The 20150-nt window shown below is 71.2% G+C and carries 15 protein-coding genes; 8 read left to right on the top strand and 7 right to left on the bottom strand.

The window, feature by feature from the left end:
- A complete protein-coding gene (locus D7W82_RS16000) occupies nt 1-1887 on the bottom strand; it encodes a putative metal-binding motif-containing protein (RefSeq protein ID WP_120619183.1) in 1887 nt (628 codons plus the stop codon).
- 208 nt (nt 1888-2095) lie between these two features.
- On the opposite strand from D7W82_RS16000, the gene D7W82_RS15995 reads away from it, so the two are divergent.
- From D7W82_RS15995 to D7W82_RS15970, 6 genes are all read left to right on the top strand, one after another.
- Nucleotides 2096-3490 carry a TolC family protein gene (locus tag D7W82_RS15995; protein WP_120619182.1) on the top strand — a complete coding sequence of 465 codons (1395 nt, stop codon included), beginning with the start codon at nt 2096-2098 and terminating at the stop codon, nt 3488-3490.
- 5 nt (nt 3491-3495) lie between these two features.
- Nucleotides 3496-4683 (top strand): efflux RND transporter periplasmic adaptor subunit, encoded by a 1188-nt coding sequence (locus tag D7W82_RS15990; protein ID WP_120619181.1) that lies wholly within the window; start codon nt 3496-3498, stop codon nt 4681-4683.
- A complete protein-coding gene (locus tag D7W82_RS15985) occupies nt 4680-7796 on the top strand; it encodes an efflux RND transporter permease subunit (RefSeq protein WP_120619180.1) in 3117 nt (1038 codons plus the stop codon). Before D7W82_RS15990 ends, D7W82_RS15985 begins: the two co-directional genes overlap by 4 nt.
- A 57-nt stretch (nt 7797-7853) precedes the next feature.
- Nucleotides 7854-8372: a hypothetical protein gene (locus tag D7W82_RS15980; protein WP_120619179.1), complete on the top strand. Its 519-nt coding sequence runs from the start codon at nt 7854-7856 to the stop codon at nt 8370-8372.
- A gap of 63 nt (nt 8373-8435) precedes the next feature.
- Nucleotides 8436-10265 (top strand): glycoside hydrolase family 15 protein, encoded by a 1830-nt coding sequence (locus tag D7W82_RS15975; protein ID WP_120619178.1) that lies wholly within the window; start codon nt 8436-8438, stop codon nt 10263-10265.
- A gap of 150 nt (nt 10266-10415) precedes the next feature.
- Nucleotides 10416-10877, top strand: a complete 462-nt coding sequence (locus tag D7W82_RS15970; protein ID WP_120619177.1) for a DUF2267 domain-containing protein — start codon at nt 10416-10418, stop codon at nt 10875-10877.
- Between the two features lie 14 nt (nt 10878-10891).
- Here D7W82_RS15970 and D7W82_RS15965 read toward each other — a convergent pair whose 3' ends face one another.
- Together D7W82_RS15965 and D7W82_RS15960 are read right to left on the bottom strand one after the other, a co-directional pair.
- Nucleotides 10892-11713, bottom strand: a complete 822-nt coding sequence (locus D7W82_RS15965) for an SDR family oxidoreductase (RefSeq protein WP_199727765.1) — start codon at nt 11711-11713, stop codon at nt 10892-10894.
- A complete protein-coding gene (locus D7W82_RS15960) occupies nt 11706-13253 on the bottom strand; it encodes an NAD(P)/FAD-dependent oxidoreductase (protein WP_120619176.1) in 1548 nt (515 codons plus the stop codon). Before D7W82_RS15960 ends, D7W82_RS15965 begins: the two co-directional genes overlap by 8 nt.
- Before the next feature lie 102 nt (nt 13254-13355).
- Between D7W82_RS15960 and D7W82_RS15955 the strand changes: the two genes are divergently transcribed.
- Complete coding sequence (locus D7W82_RS15955) at nt 13356-13952, top strand: TetR/AcrR family transcriptional regulator (protein ID WP_120619175.1); 597 nt, start codon at nt 13356-13358, stop codon at nt 13950-13952.
- 154 nt (nt 13953-14106) lie between these two features.
- Nucleotides 14107-15006, top strand: a complete 900-nt coding sequence (locus D7W82_RS15945; protein ID WP_120619174.1) for an alpha/beta fold hydrolase — start codon at nt 14107-14109, stop codon at nt 15004-15006.
- Here D7W82_RS15945 and D7W82_RS15940 read toward each other — a convergent pair.
- The 4 genes from D7W82_RS15940 to nhaA all read right to left on the bottom strand — a co-directional run.
- Entirely contained in the window at nt 15003-16505 is a 1503-nt protein-coding gene (locus D7W82_RS15940) for a hypothetical protein (RefSeq protein WP_120619173.1), read from the bottom strand. The two genes, D7W82_RS15945 and D7W82_RS15940, sit on opposite strands and share 4 nt — an antisense overlap.
- On the bottom strand, nt 16505-16996 hold the full coding sequence (locus D7W82_RS15935) for a hypothetical protein (RefSeq protein ID WP_147439349.1): 492 nt from the start codon (nt 16994-16996) through the stop codon (nt 16505-16507). The genes D7W82_RS15940 and D7W82_RS15935 overlap by 1 nt, the downstream gene beginning before the upstream one ends.
- Before the next feature lie 152 nt (nt 16997-17148).
- Nucleotides 17149-18834, bottom strand: a complete 1686-nt coding sequence (locus D7W82_RS15930) for an AarF/ABC1/UbiB kinase family protein (protein ID WP_120619171.1) — start codon at nt 18832-18834, stop codon at nt 17149-17151.
- Nucleotides 18831-20150, bottom strand: a 1320-nt coding sequence (nhaA, locus tag D7W82_RS15925) for a Na+/H+ antiporter NhaA (protein ID WP_199727764.1), incomplete at its 5' end; no start/stop codon positions are given. The genes D7W82_RS15930 and nhaA, both read right to left, overlap by 4 nt.

The raw sequence follows: 20150 nt of genomic DNA, 5'->3' as shown, positions 1-20150 counted from the left end.
TCAGCGATTCGTGACGAAGCTGGCGGCCGTGCCGCGGTCTCCCGCGGTGACGACGCCCGTGGGGGTCTTCCCGTCCAACGACCGCAGTGCACGGGCGGGGGAGCCCGCGTCGGTGTAGACGGTGCTCCAGTCGGTGCCGTTGAAGAAGAGGACGGCCCCTCCGTTGCTGCCCGCATCGGTGGTCGCCACGTAGACCGCCGTCTTCCCGAAGGCCACGACGTCCTGGAGGCTGCGGTTCGAGTAGTCCGCGGGCACGGGCTTCATCGCGCTCCACACGCCGTTGACACGTTCGAAGGCCATTCCGTTGTCGCCCACGGCATAGGCGTAGTTCGCATTCACCACGTGGACGCCTCGCAGTTCGCCCGTGAGTGTCGTGGGAATCGCCTCTTCGCTCCAGGTGGAGCTCGCCGCGTCGAACCGGAACGCGACTGGGGCGTTGTTCGAGTTCTTCTTCCCCACGGCCAGGAGCGTCTCCACGCTGCCCGCGGCGCTGATGGCGCGCAGGTTTGCGTCCACGGGGTTCGGCTGCGTCTGTTCCGGGGCGGCGGGTGGCGTCCACCGGAAGCTCCTGCCGCCCCCTGTCACACCGTAGAGGGTCGGCGCTCTCGATGGATTCTCGATGCCAACCAGGCCGTTCATGACCTGGGGGACGTTGCGGGTCTCCGTCGTGCACTCAGTCGCGTCCGAATGCGCCCGCGCGAAGCGGCCGGCCCCGCCCTTGCCGCCCGCGAGGAACAGCTCCCCGGAGGCCGCGACCCACGCGGCCTTCCAGTCGCCGTCGCAGGTGACGTACCTGCCCCCCGTGAAGTCCATCTGGGACCGGGCCAGCTTGCCGCCATCTCCCGCGACCCAGACCGTGGTCGTTCCATCCGTCGCGACCGCCTTCCAGTTCGTGCCGTCCGTCACGGCAGGTGTCCGCCAGTCCATGCTGCATGCCACGCCATTGTCGGCCCCGCCGCTGCAATCGTTGTCGATCCGGTCGCAGACCTCCGGCAAGCCGGGTGCGCGGAAGCGGGAGCTCTCATCGCAGTCGGAGGCCACCGTGCTCGCGTTCGCGGGAATCGTTCCGCACTTCCGGCCCGCCTCCGTGTCGGCCGCTCCGTCCCCGTCCGTGTCCACGTAGTAGGGGGCGGGGGTCGCGGTGGCGGTGCAGGCGACGCCCCCATTCGTCCCGGAGCACGCCTTCACGCCCTGGCAGTCGAGCTCGTTGAAGCACGTCCCGCCCACGTCGAACGACTCATCCACGGCACTGTCGCAGTTGTCGTCCCGTCCGTCGCAGCGGAACTCCTCCTGTCCGGGGTGCACCTGGCTGTCGTTGTCGTTGCAGTCCCCCGCGCGGCTCACGGAGTTGAACGAGGGCGCCGTGCATGCCGTCACCGGGGGCAGGAGGCTGCTGCCGTAATTGTCTCCATCCCTGTCCGTGTACCAGGGCAGGGGCCCTCCCACCGACGGGTCGTCATCATCGCAGTCCGTGCCGCCTTCGGACGAAGCGACGAAGCCGTCGCCGTCTCCATCCGTGGCTCCCAGCAGCAGGTCCACCGGCGTGATGCCGTCCTTCGCGAGGCTCGCGGTGGCCTCCGCGGTCGCCACCTGGGCGCCTTCACAGGACTGCTCGTGCGCCCGGGCCAGGAGCTTCACGTCGTTGCTCCAGCCGGCCTGCCGGAACACCGCCACGGACAGCGTGCCCGGAGGCGCACCGCCGGACACGTTCACGTTCGTCGTGACGTGACGGGACACCTCCGCCTGATCCGTGACCGTCAGCGTCACGCACCCCGGCCGAAATCCTTCGTAATGAAGCTGCACCCTCAGGGCGGCGGACTTGAGCTCATCGCCCTTGGGGCACCCCGCGAGGACGCTCGCGAGCACAGCGACCAGGAATAAACGCATGGGACACGCATTCTGGGGCGCGCCCACACCCGGAGTAGGGCGATGTCGCCACCCGTCGGCAATTCAACCCGAGAGCTTTCTTCCCCGACCCATAGTCCGCTGTGCGAGGCATCGTCCAGACACGCTCCGCTCATCACCCCCGGGATGACGGCTTCCGTGTATAGGGGCCGCTGACCTTTCAACATTGGCCCGTTCCACCGCACGCCTTATGCCTACCGTCCGCCGTGCCCTCTTCGCCGCGCCCCTGGGAGCCTGCCTCTGCGCGCTGGCCCCGGACGCGCTCGCCCAGACACCGCCGTCTCCAGCGCCCGCCGCCGAGTCTCCCGCCAGCGCCTTCCCCAAGCCGCCGAAGCCGGACGCCGGTGCCGCGCCGCTGACCCTGGAGCGCGCCGTGGAGCTGGCCTCGCAGAAGAACGAGGCCGTGCTCGCCGCGGGGCAGTCCGCCGAGGCCGCCCAGGCCCGCGTCGCCCGCGCCCGCGCCTTCTTCCTGCCCACCATTGCGGCCACTGGCACCTACACGCGGCGCCTGCGGGAGTCCACGCGCGAGGTCGGCGGACAGACCGTCGTGCTCCAGAAGTACAACGCCCTGGGCGCGGTCTTCTCCGGCCGGGTCGCCCTCTTCGACGCGCGCGGCTTCCCGCTCTACAAGGCCGCGAAGCTGGAGAGCGAGGCCTTCAAGCTGGACGCCGTGGAGACGCGCCGCCAGGTGGCCTTCAGCGCCGCCAACGCCTTCCTCGTCACCCTGGCCAACCAGCAGGTCTACCAGGCCGCCGAGCAGCGCCTGGCCTACGCGAAGCAGAGCCTGTCGGACGCGCAGGCCCGCGCCAGCGCCGGGCTCGCCAGCACCAACGACGTCACCCGCGCGGAGCTGGAGCTGGCCACGGCCGAATCCAACCTCGCCGCCGCCCTGGGCACCGCGGAGACGAGCCGCCTGGAGCTGGGCTACCTGCTCGTGGAGCCCGTGCAGGGGGAGCTCTCGCCGCCGGAGCCGCTGCTCGCGGACGCCATCCAGCCCACGCCGCCCCTGGAGCTGCTCACGCAGGGGGCCACGGACCGGCGGCCGGACATCCTCTCCGCCCGGCTGCGCGTGCGCTCGCTGCGGGAGAGCGCGAAGGAGCCCCTGGCGCGCCTGCTGCCGTCCCTGGGCGCGAGCGCGCAGTACCGCCTCACCAACGAGGCGGGCCTCAACGGCAACGTCGGGGATGGGTTCCTCGCCCTGGATCTCACCTGGACGCTCTTCGACGGCGGTGCCCGCTACGCCGACCGCGATGAGCGCGTGGCCATCGCCAACGTCGCGGAGCTGAACACCCAGGCCGCGACGCGCCGCGTGCCGGTGGACATCGAGCAGGCGCGGGTGAATCTGGAGACGGCGCGGGCCGCGCTCGCGCAGAGCGAGCAGGCGGCGAAGGCGGCGCGGAAGAACGCCGCGGAAACAGGCATCCTCTACCGCCAGGGCCTGTCCACCGCGCTCACCCTGGCGGACGCCTCCTTGAGCCTCTTCGAGGCGGAGGTGGCGCTCGCGCAGAACCGCTATGGGCTGGGCGTGGCGCTGTTGGGCCTGCGGGCCGCTGTTGGACTGAATCCCCTGGGGAAGGAACCGTGAAGGCAATGCAACGCACTGGAGTGCTGGCCCTGTCGCTGGCCGTGCTGGCCCTGTCCCCTGGCTGCAAGAAGGAAACGCCCGCGCAAGGCGGCAAGGGCGCGGGCCGGGGCCCCACCCAGTTCCCCGTCGAGGTCGCGCCCGTGGAGGCGCGCGACGTGGAGTACGCGGTCAGCGCCGTGGGCGCGGTGGAGGCCTTCGAGAGCGTGCAGATCACCGCGCGCGTGCCGGGCGCCCTGGAGAAGGTGTCCTTCGCGGAAGGCCAGACGGTGAAGAAGGGCGACACGCTCGCGGAGATCGAACCCGCGCGCTACGCCATCGCCGTGCGCGCCGCGGAGGCCGCGCTGCAGAAGGCCCAGGCCTCGCTGGTGGAGGCCAGGGCCGGCGCCCAGCGCCGCGCGGAGGTCAACGCGCAGAGCCCGGGCCTCTTGCCCGCCGAACAGCTGGAGACGTACCAGGCCCGCGCCGCCACCGCCCAGGCGGACGTGGCGGCCGCGAAGGCGGCGTTGGATCAGGCGCAGCTCAACCAGCGCGACGCCTACGTGCGCGCCCCCATGGACGGCATCCTCCAGACGCGCACGGTGCAGACGGGCCAGTACGTGCAACCGGGCGTGGTGCTGGCCACGCTCTTGCGCCGTGAGCCGCTGCTCCTGCGCTTCAATGTGCCCGCGGCGGACGTGACGCGGATCACCCCGGGGATGCCCGCGCGCTTCACGGTGCGCTCGGACGGCGGCGCGTATGAGGCGAAGATCACCTACGTGTCCGCGAGCGCGGATACGCAGAGCCGCATGGTGGCGGTGACCGCGGAGGTGACGGGCGAGGCCGCGCGGAGGCTGCGCCCGGGCGCCTTCGCCACGGTGAGCGTGCCGGTGGAGTCGCGCGGGGACAGCCCGGTGATTCCGCAGACGGCCATCCGCCCCAGCGAGCGCGGCTTCCTGGCGTTCGTGGTGACGGACAACAAGGCGCGCGAGCGCATCCTGGAGCTGGGCCTGCGCACGCCGGACGGGCGGGTGGAGGTGAAGGAGGGCCTCAAGCCCGGTGAGACGCTGGTGGTGCGCGGCGCGGAGGCCCTGCGTGACGGCGTGGCCGTGCGCGTGGAAGAGGCGCGCCCGAAGCCCAGGGTGGGCGGTGAGCAGCCCCCGGCCGAGGCCCGCGGCGACTCGAACACGAACGCGGGCGCGGAGGGCCGTCCATGAGCATCACCGACGTCTGCATCAAGAAGCCGGTGTTCGCCTGGATGATCATGGCGGCGACCATCATCTTCGGACTGGTGGCGGCCCAGCGCATCGGCATCAGCCAGTTCCCGGACGTCGACTTCCCCACCATCAACATCTCCGTGTCGTGGGAGGGCGCCAACCCGGAGGCGGTGGAGTCGGACGTCGTCGAGTTCATCGAAGAGGCGGTCACGCAGGTGGAGGGCGTCAAGAGCATCACGTCCTCCGCGCGCCAGGGCAGCGCCAACATCACGGTGGAGCTGGACCTGTCGCGCAACGTGGACCTGGCGCTGCAGGACGTGCAGACCAAGGTGAGCCAGGCCCAGCGCCGGCTGCCCTTGGACATTGATCCGCCCGTCGTCTCCAAGTCCAACCCGGAGGACCAGCCCATCATGTGGCTGGGCGTGGCCGGGCCCTTCTCCCAGCAGGTGGTGAGCGACTTCGCCCGCTACCGCGTGAAGGAGCGCCTGCAGACGGTGCCCGGCGTGGGCGAGGTCATCCTGGGCGGCCTGCTGGAGCGCAACGTGCGCATCTGGGTGGACGCGCAGAAGCTGGACGCGCACGCGCTCACCGTGACGGACGTCGTCGCCGCGCTCCAGCGCGAGCACGTGGAGCTGCCCGCCGGCCGCATCGAGACGCAGGGCCGCGAGGTCAACGTCCGCTTCATGGGCGAGGCGCTGGACCTGGAGACCCTGGCGAACGTGGCGGTGCGCGAGGAGAACGGGCGCACGGTGTACCTGCACGACGTGGCCATCGTGGAGGACGGCTTCGAGGACGAGCGCCGCATGGCGCGCGTGAACGGCGAGCCCGCGCAGGCCATGGGCATCAAGAAGCAGCGCGGCGCGAACGCGGTGGCGGTGGCCCAGGCGGTGCGCGAGCAACTGGAGCAGCTCCAGAAGGAGCTGCCAGAGGGCATGAGCGCGAGCATCAACTTCGACTCGACGCAGTTCATCGAGGAGAGCGTGCACGAGATCGAGTTCGAGCTCCTGCTCGCGTGCATCCTGACCGCGTTCGTGTGCTGGGTGTTCCTGGGGTCGCTGTCCAGCACGCTCAACGTGGTGCTCGCCATTCCCATGTCGCTGTTGGGGACGGTGGCGGTCATCTACTTCCTGGGCTTCACGCTCAACACGTTCACGCTGCTGGGGTTGGCGCTGGCCGTGGGCATCGTGGTGGATGACGCCATCATGGTGCTGGAGAACATCTTCCGGCACGCGGAGGAGGGGAAGGACCGGGTGAGCGCCGCGCGGGAAGGCACGGCGGAGATCACCTTCGCGGCCCTGGCGGCGACGCTGGCGGTGGTGGCCATCTTCCTGCCCGTCGTCTTCATGAAGGGCATCATCGGCCGGTTCTTCCTCCAGTTCGGCGTCACGCTGTGCGTGGCGGTGCTGCTGTCCTACGTGGAGGCCATCACCCTGGCGCCCGCGCGCTGCGCGCAGCTGCTCAAGACGTCGCGCGAGCACCGCAGCCGGGTGGGGGTGGTGGTGGACAAGGCCTTCTCCCGGCTTGAGGCGCTGTACGCGCGGGTGCTGGGCTGGGGGCTGGTGCGGCCCTGGCGCGTGCTGCTGGGGGCGGTGGCCATGCTGATCCTGAGCGCGTTCGCGTTCAAGGCGCTGCCGGGCGAGTTCGTGCCGTCGCAGGACCAGGGCCGCATGTCCGTGCGCCTGCAGACGGCGGTGGGCAGCAGCATCGACGAGACCAACCGCCTCTTCAAACGCGCGGAGGCGTTCGTCGCCAGCCGCCCGGAGGTGACGCGCGTGTTCGCGGTGGTGGGCGGCGGTGGCGGCGGTTCCTCCGTGAACTCCGGCTTCATGAACCTGACGCTGCTGCCGGCGGACCAGCGCATGCCGCAGGCGGAGTTCGCGCAGGTGCTGCGCAAGGAGCTGAACAGCTACCCGGGCCTGCGCGCGGTGGTGCAGGACCTGTCCCAGGCGGGCTTCACCGCGCAGCGCGGCTTCCCGGTGGAGTTCAGCGTGCGCGGGTCGGACTGGGACAAGCTGGTGGAGGCGAGCCAGTCGCTGCGCGAGCAGCTCCAGGCGTCCGGCAAGGTGGTGGACCTGGACACGGACTACCAGCTGGGCCAGCCGGAGCTGCGCATCACCCCGGACCGCGCGCGCGCGGCGGACCTGGGCGTGCCCATCCAGACGGTGGCGTCCACGGTGAACGCGCTGGTGGGCGGCGTGCGCGTGGGCAAGTACAGCAGCGGCGGGCGGCGCATCGACGTGCGCATGCGGCTGCTCGCGAGCCAGCGCTCGCGGCCGGAGGACCTGTCGCTCTTGAAGGTCCGCACGGCGAGCAACATGCTGGTGCCGCTGTCGTCGCTGGTGACGCAGGAGGAGCTGCCCGCGCTCCAGGCCATCACCCGCCGCGACCGTGAGCGCGCCATCAGCCTCTACGCCAACGTGGCGCCGGGGGCCAATCAGGAGGAGGCGCTGGCCACGGTGGAGTCCCTGGGCAAAAATCTGCCCGGTGGCATCCGCGTGGTGGCGGGCGGGGCGAGCGTGGCGTTCCGCGACTCGATGAGCAGCCTCATCTTCGCGCTCTTCCTGGGGATCGCCGTCGCGTACATGGTGCTGGGCGCGCAGTTCAATTCGTTCCTGCACCCGGTGACGGTGCTCACGATTCTTCCCCTGTCGGTGGCGGGCGCGTCGTTCGCGCTGCTCATCACGGGGCACACGCTGAACATCTTCAGCATGATCGGCCTGCTGCTCTTGATGGGCATCGTGAAGAAGAACTCCATCATCCTGGTGGACTACGCGCTCCAGCAGCGCGAGCTGGGCGCGGACGCGATGCAGGCCATGCTGCGCGCGGGCCCGGTGCGCCTGCGGCCCATCCTGATGACGTCCATGGCGACGATGATGGCCGCGGTGCCGGCGGCGCTGGCGCTGGGCGCGGGCAGCGAGACGCGCGCGCCCATGTCCGTCGCGGTGCTGGGCGGCTTGTCCGTGTCCACCGTCTTGAGCCTGCTCGTGGTGCCCGCGTTCTACGTCGTCGCGGACCGCATCAAGACGCGCCTGGGCAACCGGTTCAGCAAGGGGAAGGGCGGGGACGCCTCGCCCTCCGTCCACGAAGAGCCCCGGCCGGTGCCGCACGGGTAGGGGGCTGGTCAGGTTTCTGGAGACATCGCGTCCTTCCGCGCCACTCGGGAGGACGCCATGGGAGACCCACGCAATCCAAAGCGGGCGGAAGAGGCCTGGAACGCGGAACGCCTTCGCATTTCGGAGGCGGAGCTGCGGGCCCTGGCGCCGCTCGTCACCTTCTCCGGCGGCTGGGCCTGGCACTTCATGGCCCCGCCGCACGAAGAGCTTAAGATCGATCACGACCACAAGGACGTGGACCTCTTCGTCGCGCCGGAGCGCTTCGCGGAGTTGGTGCAGTTGCTGACCGCCCGGGGCTTCGCGCGCATCTGGACTCGCTTCGACGCGACGTCCACGAACTTCTACCGGTACGCGAAGTACCTGGAGGGGGCGAAGGTCATCCTGGACGTGTTCGTCCGCGACGTTCCGTCCGTCCAGGTGGGCGACCTGCGCGTGGTGGAGCCCGCCACGCTCCTGACGTTCTACGGGGACATCCACAGCACGGATGACTGCGTGTCCGTGCTCGCGGCCCGCAGGCTGCTGGCGCGGGGCATCCGTCCCGTTGGACGCAAGGAGCTGGTCACCCGGCCCCGGTGACGGGCTCCCGGGGGATGGCCATCTTCGGGTTGGAGGACGTTCCCCTCGGCCCACCAGACGGTCATGCCCCTGCGCATCGAAGACTACGCACTGATTGGAGACACCCAGACCGTGGGGCTGGTGGGACGGGACGGGTCGCTGGACTGGCTGTGCTTTCCGCGCTTCGACTCGGGGGCGTGCTTCGCGGCGCTCCTGGGGACGCCGGAGCACGGGCGCTGGTTGCTCGCGCCAGGGGCCGGAGCGGAGAGCGTCCAGACGCGCCGCCGCTACCGCGAGGGGTCGCTCGTCCTGGAGACGACCTTCACCACGCCCGACGGCACCGTGCGCCTTATCGACTGCATGCCGCCGCGCGGGCGCACGCCGGACGTGGTCCGTCTGGTGGAGGGCGTGGAGGGGCGGGTGCCCATGCGCATGGAGCTCATCCTGCGCTTCGACTCCGGCTCCGTGGTGCCCTGGGTTCGCAAGCGGCCGGACGGGGGGCTGCTGGCGGTGGCGGGGCCCGACGCGGTGACGCTCGACACGCCCGTGGAGACGCGCGGCGAGGGGCTCACCACCGTGGCGGACTTCACCGTGGCGAAGGGAGAGCGCGTCCCCTTCGTGCTGACGTGGTTCCCGTCGCACGAAGCGCCGCCGCCGAGGCTGGACGCGGCGGCCGAAGTGGAGGACACCGGCGCGTGGTGGCGCGCGTGGTCCGACCGGTGCACGTACCAGGGACCCTGGCGGGACGCGGTGCTGACGTCGCTGAGGGTCCTCAAGGCGCTGACGTATGCCCCCACGGGCGGCATCGTCGCGGCGGCGACGACGTCCCTGCCCGAGTGGCCCGGCGGGGTGCGCAACTGGGACTACCGCTACTGCTGGCTGCGGGACGCGACGTTCACGCTCCAGGCGCTCCTGCACGCCGGCTACCGGGACGAGGCCGCGGCCTGGCGGGACTGGCTGCTGCGCTCGGTGGCGGGCGACCCGTCGAAGCTGCAGATCATGTACGGCGTCGCCGGGGAGCGGCGGCTGACGGAGTCCGAGGCGTCCTGGCTGCCGGGCTACGAGGGGTCCTCCCCCGTGCGCCTGGGCAACGCCGCCGTCCACCAGCTGCAGCTGGACGTCCACGGCGAGGTGATGGACGCCCTCCACCAGACGCGCCGGGGCGGCCTGTCGCCGGAGGACGTCGCGTGGGCGATGCAGAAGGCGCTGCTGGGGTTCCTGGAGGGAAATTGGGAGCGCCCCGACGAGGGGCTCTGGGAGGTGCGTGGCCCCCGCCAGCACTTCACCTTCTCCAAGGTCATGGCGTGGGTGGCCTTTGACAGGGCGCTCAAGGGGGTGGCGTCCTTCGGCCTGGAGGGACCGGTGGCGCGGTGGCGGCACGTGCGAGATCGCATCCATGCGGAGGTCTGCGCCCGGGCATGGGATGGCCACCGGCGCGCCTTCACCCAGGCCTATGGTTCGCGGAAGCTGGACGCGAGCCTGCTGCTGATGCCGCAGGTGGGGTTCCTTCCGGTCACGGATCCCCGCGTGCGCGACACCGTGGTGGCCATCGAGCGCGAGCTGATGCGCGACGGCTTCGTGGCGCGCTACGCGACGGACTCCCAGGACAACGGGGATGGGCTGCCCGGGGGTGAGGGGGCCTTCCTGGCGTGCTCGTTCTGGCTGGCGGACTGCTACGTGCTGATGGGCCGCGACGCGGACGCGCGCGCCCTCTTCGAGCGGTTGCTCGCGGTGCGCAACGACGTGGGGTTGCTATCCGAGGAGTATGATCCGGTGGGCCGGCGGCTGCTCGGCAACGTCCCCCAGGCCTTCTCGCACGTGGGGCTCGTCAACACGGCACTGAACCTCACGCCCGGTCAGCCCACTCCCGCGCTGGAGCGCCCCAGCGACCTCACCGGCCCGCCCTGCGGGTGACGAGCCGCGCGGTGCGCCGGGGAGTCGCAGCGGTGGCCCGGCCGCCCGCGCGCTCGTGTCGTCCTCGGACGATGCAGGCGCTTTGGCACATGCGCAGCGTCTTCGGAACACGGCCCCGTCCTGGGGCCCTGAACGTTCGGAGACGCTGCCATGGCCACATCTGTTCCTCCTCCCGACACCCACGCCGTGCCCGTCAAGGAGCGCGACGAGTCGCTCGAGCTCCAGCCGTTCCTGGACGAAATCCAGGGGGACGCCGTCATGCACAGCCAGGGCCTGGAGGCCCGGGAGGCCGCCAGCGCGGTGTTCTGCTCGCTGGCCCGCAGGCTGTCGGATGGCGAGGACGTGAAGCTCTTCCGCGCGCTGCCCGGGGGCATCGGCGCCATCCTGGGAGCCTGCTCGGTGCACCGGGGGCCTTCACGCGCCAAGCGCATTGGCCGCGATGAGTTCATCACCGACATCGCGGATCACCTGAACATCAAGCCCGACCAGGCCTTCCGCGTCGTCACCGCGGTGTTCACCGCCGTGCGCGACCGCATCCCCGAGGACGAGGTCGCCGCCGTCGCGTCGCAGCTGCCCGCCGACCTGGGCGACCTGTTCCGCAGACCTGTCTGACTGTCGGACAGGTTTCAGGCCCGCAGACGCGAGGCGAGCAGCTTCCAGTACGTCACGGGGAAGAGGCGGGCGAGCATCGCCAGCGCCACGGCGTCCTTGCCCACGAGGATGCGCTGCTCGCGCGCTTCGACGCCTCGCACGATGATGTCGCCCGCGGCCTCCGCCGGGAGCCGCAGAAACTTCTGGAACGACTTACGGCGCCGGGTGACCTCCTCCGCCGTCGCGCCGGTGGGGACCCGGGCGCTCGCGGCGATGGACGTCGCGACGCCGCCCGGGTGCACCACGGTGACGCCCACGGTGGTGCCCTCCAGTTCGTGGCGCAGCCCTTCCGAGAAGCCGCGGACGGCGAACTTGCTCGCCGCGTAGGCCACCTGTCCCGGCGGGGCCACCAGGCCGAAGACGCTGGAGAGGTTCACCAGCCGCGCGTCGTCGCTCTGGCGCAGCAGGGGCAGGAAGGCGCGGCTCAGGCGCACCACGCCCCAGAAGTTGATGCCGAACAGCCACTCGAAGTCGTCGCTGCTCACCTGCTCGAACGAACCTCCGAGCGCGACGCCCGCGTTGTTGAAGAGCAGGTCGACCCCGGGATGCTCCGCCGTCACCTTCGCCGGGAAGGCCTCCACCGCCTCCTTGTCGGACACGTCCAGCCGGTGGCGGCTGATGCGCAACTCCGGCGCCTTCGCGAGCTCCGCCGTCTCCGCGAGCCCGGCCTCGTTCACGTCCGCGAGCGCCAGGTGACAGCCCTTGCGTGCCAGGCAGACCGCGATGGCGCGGCCGATGCCGCTCGCCGCGCCCGTGACGACCGCCGTCCTGCCTTGAAGCCTCATGCGCTCAGCCACGGACCACCTCCGCGTTGGAACGGGTGCTCACGTCTGGAAGCAGCGCCTGTCCAGAGCCAGCGCTCCCGGAGCGCTTGAACTCCATGGCTTCGTCGTCCACGCGGCCGTAGCGCATCATCACCAGGTCGCGGACGTAGTTCTGGTACAGGCGCCACGGGGCGCGCGTGCCCTGGCGGGGCAGGGACTCCAGCGCGCGCTGCACGTAGCCGGAGCGGAAGTCGAGCACGGGCTCCGGCGTCATGGCCGGCCCCGTCACGCGGGGCACGCATTGCGTGTAGCCGTGCTGCTTCATGTGGTTGAGCAGGCGGCAGGTGTACTCGGCCACCAGGTCGCACTTCAGGGTCCACGACGCGTTGGTGTACCCGAAGGCCGCGACGAGGTTGGGCACGTCGCTGAACATCATCCCCTTGTACGCGAGCGTCCGCGCCAGCTGGACGGGCTCTCCGTCCACGGACAGCGACAGGCCGCTGAGGATCTTCACGTTCAGCCCCGTGGCGGTGACGATGATGTCCGCGTCCACGTGCGCGCCCGAGCGCAGCTGGAGGCCCGTCTCGGTGAAGGACTCGATGTGGTCCGTCACCACGGCGGCGCGCCCCTCGCGGATGCTGCGGAAGAGGTCGCCGTCGGGGGCGACGCACAGCCGCTCGTCCCACGGGTTGTAGCGGGGCGCGAAGTGCGTATCGACGTCGTAGGTCTTGCCGAGCGCCTTCCGTACACCCAGGCGCAATATCCACTTGAACAGTCCCGGCCGGCTGCGCGCGAGGCCGTAGAGGAGCATGCCGCGCAGGACGTTCTTCCAGCGCGCGACCGCGTAGGCCGCGCGCCGGGGGAGGACGTACCTCAACGCCCGGGCGACGCCGTCCTCGGCCGGTTGATCCGCGATGTACGTGGGCGAGCGCTGCAACATCGTGACGTGCGCGGCGCGGCCGGCCATGGCGGGGACCAGCGTCACCGCCGTCGCGCCACTGCCGATGACGACCACGCGCTTACCGCCGTAGTCCAGGTCCTCGGGCCAGTGCTGCGGGTGCACGACGCGGCCCCGGAAGCGCTCGGTGCCGGGCCACGTGGGCGTGTAGCCGCTCGCGTAGTCGTAGTAGCCGGTGCAGGCGTAGAGGAAGCCGCACGTCATGCGGAGGGGCGCGCGGTCGGGGCCCACCTCCACGTCCACGGTCCAGCGCGCGTGCTCGGAGGACCACTCGGCGCGCGTGACGCGGTGGTGGTAGCGGATCCGCCGGTCGATGCCGTACTCCGCCGCCGTCTCTTCGATGTACGCCTTGATGGAGGGCCCATCCGCAATGGCCTTCCCCCCAAGCCACGGCCGGAACCGGTAGCCCAGCGTGTACATGTCCGAGTCCGAGCGGACGCCCGGATAGCGGAACAAATCCCACGTACCGCCCATGGCCCCGCGCCCCTCCAGGATGGCGTAGCTCAGGGTGGGGCAGCGCGTCTGCAGGTGGAACGCGGCGCCGATGCCCGACAGGCCCGCGCCGATGATCAACACATCGACGTGCGAGGACGGCTCGGCGGAGGACAGGGGCATCACGCGACTCCTCGTGGTACAGGAAGGTACCCAGCCTATGCGTCTGTTGAATAGAGGTAGCAGTGACCTCTGGTACGGTCAAGTACCAGCCCCGGGAGCCGCATGACGTCCCCGTCCGACCCATCAGGCGAAGCCCCCCGGGAGCGGCTCGTCGCGGGCCTGGCGCAGGCCATCGTGGAGATGGGCTACGCCCGGCTGACCATCGCGGACATCGTGCGGCACGCGCGCGTGTCGAAGCGCACGTTCTATGAACACTTCGAGGACAAGGACGCGTGCCTGCTGGCGCTCTACGCGGCGCAGAGCGCCCGGCTGCTGGCGGAGATCCAGGCGTCCATCCAGCACGCGCCTCCGGGGGAGATGCGGGCCAGCATTGGCGCGGCCGTCTACCTCTCCAGCCTCCAGAGCCGGCCGGGGCTCGTGCGGACGCTCCTCGTGGAGATATTGCATGTCGGCCCGAAGGGCTTCGAGCTGCGCCGCCAGGTGATGCGCGGCTTCGCGGAGCTGATGCGGCGGGAGTTCGACGCGGCGGGCACCGGGGCCAAGCTGTCCCCGGCGATCGCCATGGCGCTCGTGGGCGGCATCAACGAGCTCATCCTGGAGGCCGTGGAGGAGGACCGCGTGGACCGGCTCTCGGAGTTGGCCGGCCCCGTCGCGGCGTTCGTGCGGGGCCTGCTGGAGGCACGGCCTCCGGCGAAGTGAGGGGCGCTCAGTCCATGTGCTCCATGGGGATGCCTCGGGGCACGGCCCAGGCATCGCTCCGTTCTTCGTAGACGGAGAAGGCGGGGCGCGGTCTTGCCCGGCCTGGATTCACATGTTAGCCGATAGGTTCTCTTGCGAAGCCGCTCCAGGGGCCATGGCACGCTCGACTCCGCATCGCATCACCTGCGCCGATGGCTTCGAGTTGCACGCCTCGCTGCACAGCCCGGAGGGCCCTGTCCGGGGCGTGGTGCTGGTGCATCCCGCCACGGCCATGCCCGCGAGCATGTACTTCGCGTTCGCCGCGCGGCTGACGGACGACGGCTTCGCGGTGGTGACCTACAACTACCGGGGCGTGAACCCTTCCGGCGTGGCGAAGCGGACGCGCGCCGGGTTCCTCACCTGGATCGACCAGGACGTGGACGCGGTGACCCGCTGGGCGGCGGAGCAATACCCGGGGCTGCCGCTGCTCGCCGTGGGACACAGCTTCGGCGGTCACGCCATTGGTCTGAGCGCGAGCAGCCAGCGGCTCACCGCGGCGGTGATGGTGGCGTCCCAGGCCGGGAGCCTGCGGTTCATCCCGTCCGTTCGGGAGCGGCTGCTGGTCGCGCTGTACCTCAAGTTCATCGGGCCGCTGTGCGCCCGGCTCCTGGGCTACATGCCCTATGCGCGGCTGGGGCTGGGCGAGGACGTGCCCGCCCAGGCCTCGCTGGAGTGGAGCCGCTGGGCGTCGCTGCCCCGCTTCTACTTCGACGATCCGAGCGTGGACGCCGCGGCCCGCTTGGGCCGGCTGCGCATGCCGGTGCTGGCCATTGGCCTGGACGACGATCCCTGGGGGCCCCCGGAAGCCATCGATCTGGTCTGTGAGCACCTCACCGGCTGCACCGTGGAGCGCCGGCAGTTCTCCCCCGCGGACAGCCTGGGCCAGGGCATCTGCCACCTGGGCTTCTTCCGCGAGCACCACGCCGCCACGCTCTGGCCCACGGTGAGGGACTGGCTGCGCCGTCACGCGCCGGTCCGTGTCGCGCACGGACCGGCGGTGCTCCGCGACCGCTAGTAGCGGAAGCCCAGCTGGAACGACAGGCCGGGGTACTGATCCACGGCGCCACCAGCGACGTACGGGTCGCCCGGCTCCGGGTTGAACTTGAAGAAGTAGCGGCGCAGGTCCGCCTTCACCCTCACGTCCAGGATGCGGTTGAGCCGGTACGCCAGCGTCGCGCTGCCCGTGACGGCGCCCGCGGACATGCGCGGGAACCACGCGTCCGAGGACAGCTCGCCGGAGTCCAGCGGGTGCTGGTAGCCGAGCCGGAAGTTGAAGTCGAACTTCTCCGACAGCGCCGCCCGCACGCCCAGCCCCAGGCCCGCCGTCTTGTACTCCACGTTGGGCAGGTCCAACGGACGCTCGCCGTCCACCGCGTCGATGCGGAACGTGTTCATCCCGTACGTTCCGGTGAGCTCGAAGCCGTGGCGCTGCGCCTCGCCGAAGGGAATCACGTAGCGCAGGCCCGCCTGCCACTCGCGCGCCGTGGTGGGGTAGGAGACCGCCCCCGTGGAGCCCGTGGACTTCAGCCCGAAGGACTGATCAATGGCGCCCGTGATGCCCAGCCGCGCCAGCGCGCCCTTCTGGAAGGCCGCGAGCGGATAGACCGTCACGTCACCCGCCACCTGGGGCGCGCCCGGCAGCGCGAAGCCGCCCACGTCCGGGCCCAGCGTGTACGGCCGCAGCACGCCGAACACGTCGTCCTTGTAGCGCAGCGACCGGCCGAGCAGCTTCACACCCAGCGCGCCCTCCACGATGGGCGCGGAGGCCCGCTCCGCGTCCGTGGAGACGGAGTCCGCTTCCTTCTCCGGGGCCTTGGTCTCCTTGGTCTCCTTGGGAGCCGCGGCCACCGGCTTGCGGATGGGCTCCGCGGCGGGCGTCTTCGTGGGCGCGGGCGTCTGCGCGATGGGCTCCGCGGGCTTCACCGCCGGCTCCGGCTCCACGGGGGTGGGGGGCCGCGGAGGCTCCACCGGGGCGGCCTCCGGCGCGCGGGACTTCTGCAGGCCGCGCTCCAGCGCCGTCCACTGGCGCTTCACCGCCACGGGCACCAGCTTCGGCGTGGCGGGCTTCGCGGCGGCGGGCGAGGCCAGCGCCTTGCCGTCCTTGCCGTTGCGCACGGTGACGCGCACCTGGTGCTTCTTGCCCACGGTGGACGTGTCCGCCACCAGCACCGCGCTCAGGCCCAGCTCGCTCGCCACGGCGGCGGCGCCGGCGGGCTGCGTCGGATCCCGGCCCATGCGCGAGGCGGCGGCGCGCACCGCGGACTCGGGGACGATTTCGTAGCGGGCCGGACGGCGGGCCAGCTCCGCCTCCAGCGCGTCGCGCGCGGCGTCCGCGTGCGGACCGGAGGCGAGCACCGCCACGCGGCGCGCCTCCGCGGGCTGCTGGGCCTTCTTCTTCTTCGCGGACTGCGCCGTCTTCGCGGGCGCCTTCTTCGGCGCGGCGTCCGCGGCGGGGGCGAGCAGCAGGGCCGCGCCCAGGAGGGCCGCGGCGGTGGCGTATCGGGTGCGCGTCATCACGGGGAGCCCGGCTTTCCGGCGACCAGCCAATCGGTGACGCACGCGGTGTCCGCGGCGCTCAACGACGCGCCCAGCGGCATCCGCGCGCCGCAGCCCGGCGACGCCGTGAGCTTCTTCAGGAAGAAGGACTGGGACGGGTTGGCGCTGTCCGCCAGCGGCGCGGTGTTGCACGCCGAGTTGGTGGTGTAGAGCCGCCCGGGGAGCCCGGACGCCTGCAGGTCCAGGCCGCCGCCCGCGGAGCCGTTGGCGTCCGTGGAGTGACACGACAAGCACTGCGCCTGGATGACGCTCGCGCCGGTGGTGCCAGGGGCGCAGGAGCTGGTGCCCCCGGTGAAGCGATCGGGGTCATCGAGCCCGCCTGCACAGCCGGCGGTGGTGGCGAGGAGCGCGGCCGCGAACAGCGTGGCCAGCGGGGCGCGGTACGGACGACGGGCGGCGGTTGGGTTCGCGGACAAGTCGAGCACGGGGGCAAGAGGGGAGAACGACAAGCCCCGCAGACTACCCGGGCCACGCCTGACTGTGCACCCCTCAACGGATCCGTTCGCGCTCGCGTGACACGCGCTCCCCGAGCCCGCCTGCCCTCCATCAGGTGGGCCGTTGTCGCACCCACCCCGTGCCGAGCGCCGGTGAGGTCCTTGGGCTACCTGCGCTTCTTGAGGAAGCGGGTCACGCTGACCTTCCCGAACCGGCCGCCGAACAGGTACCAGGTGAGCACCGCGCCGAAGAGGGCCGCGGCCAGCGCGATGCCGACGATGCCCAGCACCGGCACGTTCCCGTACATGGGCGGCCGGGGCGCGAAGGCGATGAACGCGCCCACGATGAAGCCGCACGCGCACAGGCCCAGGAAGGCGATGACGGCCACGCTGCGCAGGTTCTCGTTGAGCTTGTCGAACTGCTCCGCGCGCACCGTGACGCTGAACTTGCCCGTCTCCAGGTCCAGCAGGATCTGCGACAGCTGCGTGGGCAGGTCCTGCGCCATGGACTGGAAGCGCAGGAGCGTGCGCATCAGACCGCCCTGGAGCTGCGTGGGATCGTACCGGCCCGCCATCAGCTCCTTCGCGTACGGCAGCGCGACCTCGATGATGTTCAGCTCCGGGTAGAGCCCGCGCAGCATGCCTTCGGTGGAGACGGAGGCGCGCGACAGCAGCGCGTACTCCTTGGGGATGCGGATGCGGTACTTCACGGCCAGATCCAACAGGTCGCGCAGGAGCGTGCGCGCGTCCACCTGGCCCAGCGTGGTGGGCAGGTGCTGGCCCAGGATGGAATCGATGTCGTTGCGGAAGCCCATCAGGTTGGCGCGCGCGTCCGGCACGCCCACGCGGTAGAGAATGCGCGCCACGGAGTCGCTGTCCTTGAGCGCCACCGCCAGGCACAGCATCACCAGCGTCTCCTGCATGGGGCGGGTGAGCCGGCCCACCACGCCGAAGTCCAGCAGCGCCAGCCGGTTGCCCTCCATGAGCAGCACGTTGCCGGGGTGCGGATCGCCGTGGAACAGGCCGTCGTCGAACAGCTGGCGGAAGCTGGCCTCCAGGATGTGCTGGGCGATCTGCTTGCGGTCCGCCTCCGGCAGGGCCGCGGGGTTGATCTTCTCCCCGCGGATGAACTCCATGGTGAGCACGGTGCGGCTGGAGAGCGCCGCGTACACGCGCGGAATCTTGAGGTACGGGCGGTCCTTGTGGTTCTCCAGGAACGCGCGGATGTTGGTGGCCTCGTTGATGAAGTCCAGCTCCTCGTGGATGGCCCGGTCGAACTCGTCCACGATGCCGGAGGGCGAGTAGATGCCCGTCTCCTCCACCACGGCCTCCAACAGGCGCGCCAGCGAGCGCAGCACGCCCAGGTCCGCGTCGATGCGCTGGGCGATGCCGGGGCGCTGCACCTTGATGACGACCTCCTCGCCCTCCAGCGTCACCGCGCGGTGCACCTGGGCGATGGACGCGGCGGCGAGCGGCTCCGGATCCACCTGGGCGAACAGCTCCTGCACGTCCTTGCCCAAAGCGTCGCGGATCTGCGCGTGGACCTGCTCCAGGGGGATGGCCTCCACGTCGTCCTGGAGCGTGGCCAGTTCCTCCACGAACTCCCCGGGCAGCAGGTCCGCGCGCGTGGAGAGCACCTGGCCCAGCTTGATGAACGTGGGCCCCAGCTCCGCCAGGAAGAGGCGGAAGCGGCGCGCGGTGGACTCGCGGCGGGCCTCCTCGGAGACCTCCACCTTCTCCTTGCGGCCGCCGAGCATGCGCCAGACGCCAGCGCGCTCGGTCACCTCGCCGAAGCCGTGGCGGGCGGCGATGAGGGCGATCTGCCGGATGCGGTTGAGGTCCTGGAGGTTCATGGCGAGGCCTGTGCCGCAGCCTGGGGCGGACGGGCCACGTAGCGCAAGAGGACGTAGCCCACGACGGCGGAGAGCAGCGAGCCCACCAGGATGCCCAGCTTGGCCTCCGCCAGCAGGGCCGGCTGTCCGGCGAAGGCCAGCCCGGCCACGAAGAGGGCCACCGTGAAGCCGATGCCAGCCACCACGGCCACCCCGTGCAGCTGCGCCATGCCGCCGCCCGTGGGCAGCGGGGACACGCCCGCCCGCACCGCCGCCCAGGTGAACAGGAAGATGCCCACCTGCTTGCCTACGAAGAGGCCCATGATGATGCCCAGCGGCAGGGGCTTGAGCAGGTCCGACAGCGACATGCCGGACACGTCCACGCCGGAGTTGGCCAGCGCGAACAGCGGCACGATGCCGTAGGCCACGTAGCCGTGCCACAGGTGCACGAAGCGGTTGAGCGGCGGCTCGATGTCCTCCAGCGCCTCTTCGATGTGGAGCAGCTGCGCGCTGCGCGCGGTCTCGTCGTCCGGCTGGGACACCAGCCCCCGGATGTACTCCGCCAGCTCCTCCAGCACCTCGCGTCCCGGGCGGGTGGGCAGCGCGGGGATGCACAGGCCCAGCACCACGCCGGACAGCGTGGCGTGGATGCCGCCGTGGTGCATGGCGTACCAGAGCGCCGCGCCCACGACGGCGTAGGCCAGCCCGTTGCGCACGTAGAAGCGGTTGAGCCCCCAGAGCACCGCGACCAGGCCCGCGGCCACCGCGAGCCACTCCACGTGCAGGCCCGTGCCGTAGAAGAGCGCGATGACGAGGATGCCGCCGATGTCGTCGAAGATGGCGAGCGCGGTGAGGAACACCACCAGCCCCTGGCTCACGCGCGCCTTCACCAGCGTGAGGCAGCCAATGGCGAACGCGATGTCCGTGGCCATGGGGATGGCCCAGCCGCCCTGCGCGGGCGTGCCCCGGGTGAAGAAGAGGTAGAGCGCGGCGGGCACCACCATGCCGCCCAGCGCGGCGATGAGCGGCAGCAGCGCGCGGGAGAACGTGCGCAGCTCGCCCGCGGACAGCTCGCGTTTGATCTCCATCCCCACCAGGAAGAAGAAGAGCGTCATCAGCCCGTCGTTGATGAACTCGCGGAAGGTGAAGTGGCCGCCGTGGCCCACCACCTCCAGGTGGAGGGGCGCGTCGAAGACGGCGGCGTAGGAGGCGCCCCAGGGGGAGTTGGCCCAGGCGAGCGCGGCCACCGCGCAGAGCGCCAGCAGGATGCCGCTGCTGGCCTCCAGCCGGAAGAAGGCCTGCACGGGGGCCAGGGCCACCTTGAACAGGGCGGGGAC

The organism is Corallococcus sp. CA049B, from assembly GCF_003611685.1.
GTDB classification, from domain to species: domain Bacteria; phylum Myxococcota; class Myxococcia; order Myxococcales; family Myxococcaceae; genus Corallococcus; species Corallococcus coralloides.
This window is presented reverse-complemented; position numbering and strand designations above follow the sequence as displayed.

Excerpts from the sequence above, each read along its gene's own strand:
- D7W82_RS15995 (WP_120619182.1), top strand. The coding sequence starts at position 2,096 with ATGCCTACCGTCCGCCGTGCCCTCTTCGCCGCGCCCCTGGGAGCCTGC.
- D7W82_RS15980 (WP_120619179.1), top strand. The coding sequence starts at position 7,854 with ATGGGAGACCCACGCAATCCAAAGCGGGCGGAAGAGGCCTGGAACGCG.
- D7W82_RS15970 (WP_120619177.1), top strand. The coding sequence starts at position 10,416 with ATGGCCACATCTGTTCCTCCTCCCGACACCCACGCCGTGCCCGTCAAG.
- D7W82_RS16000 (WP_120619183.1), bottom strand. The coding sequence starts at position 1,887 with ATGCGTTTATTCCTGGTCGCTGTGCTCGCGAGCGTCCTCGCGGGGTGC.
- D7W82_RS15945 (WP_120619174.1), top strand. The coding sequence starts at position 14,107 with ATGGCACGCTCGACTCCGCATCGCATCACCTGCGCCGATGGCTTCGAG.
- D7W82_RS15955 (WP_120619175.1), top strand. The coding sequence starts at position 13,356 with ATGACGTCCCCGTCCGACCCATCAGGCGAAGCCCCCCGGGAGCGGCTC.
- D7W82_RS15975 (WP_120619178.1), top strand. The coding sequence starts at position 8,436 with ATGCCCCTGCGCATCGAAGACTACGCACTGATTGGAGACACCCAGACC.
- D7W82_RS15985 (WP_120619180.1), top strand. The coding sequence starts at position 4,680 with ATGAGCATCACCGACGTCTGCATCAAGAAGCCGGTGTTCGCCTGGATG.
- D7W82_RS15930 (WP_120619171.1), bottom strand. The coding sequence starts at position 18,834 with ATGAACCTCCAGGACCTCAACCGCATCCGGCAGATCGCCCTCATCGCC.
- D7W82_RS15960 (WP_120619176.1), bottom strand. The coding sequence starts at position 13,253 with ATGCCCCTGTCCTCCGCCGAGCCGTCCTCGCACGTCGATGTGTTGATC.
- D7W82_RS15940 (WP_120619173.1), bottom strand. The coding sequence starts at position 16,505 with ATGACGCGCACCCGATACGCCACCGCCGCGGCCCTCCTGGGCGCGGCC.
- D7W82_RS15990 (WP_120619181.1), top strand. The coding sequence starts at position 3,496 with ATGCAACGCACTGGAGTGCTGGCCCTGTCGCTGGCCGTGCTGGCCCTG.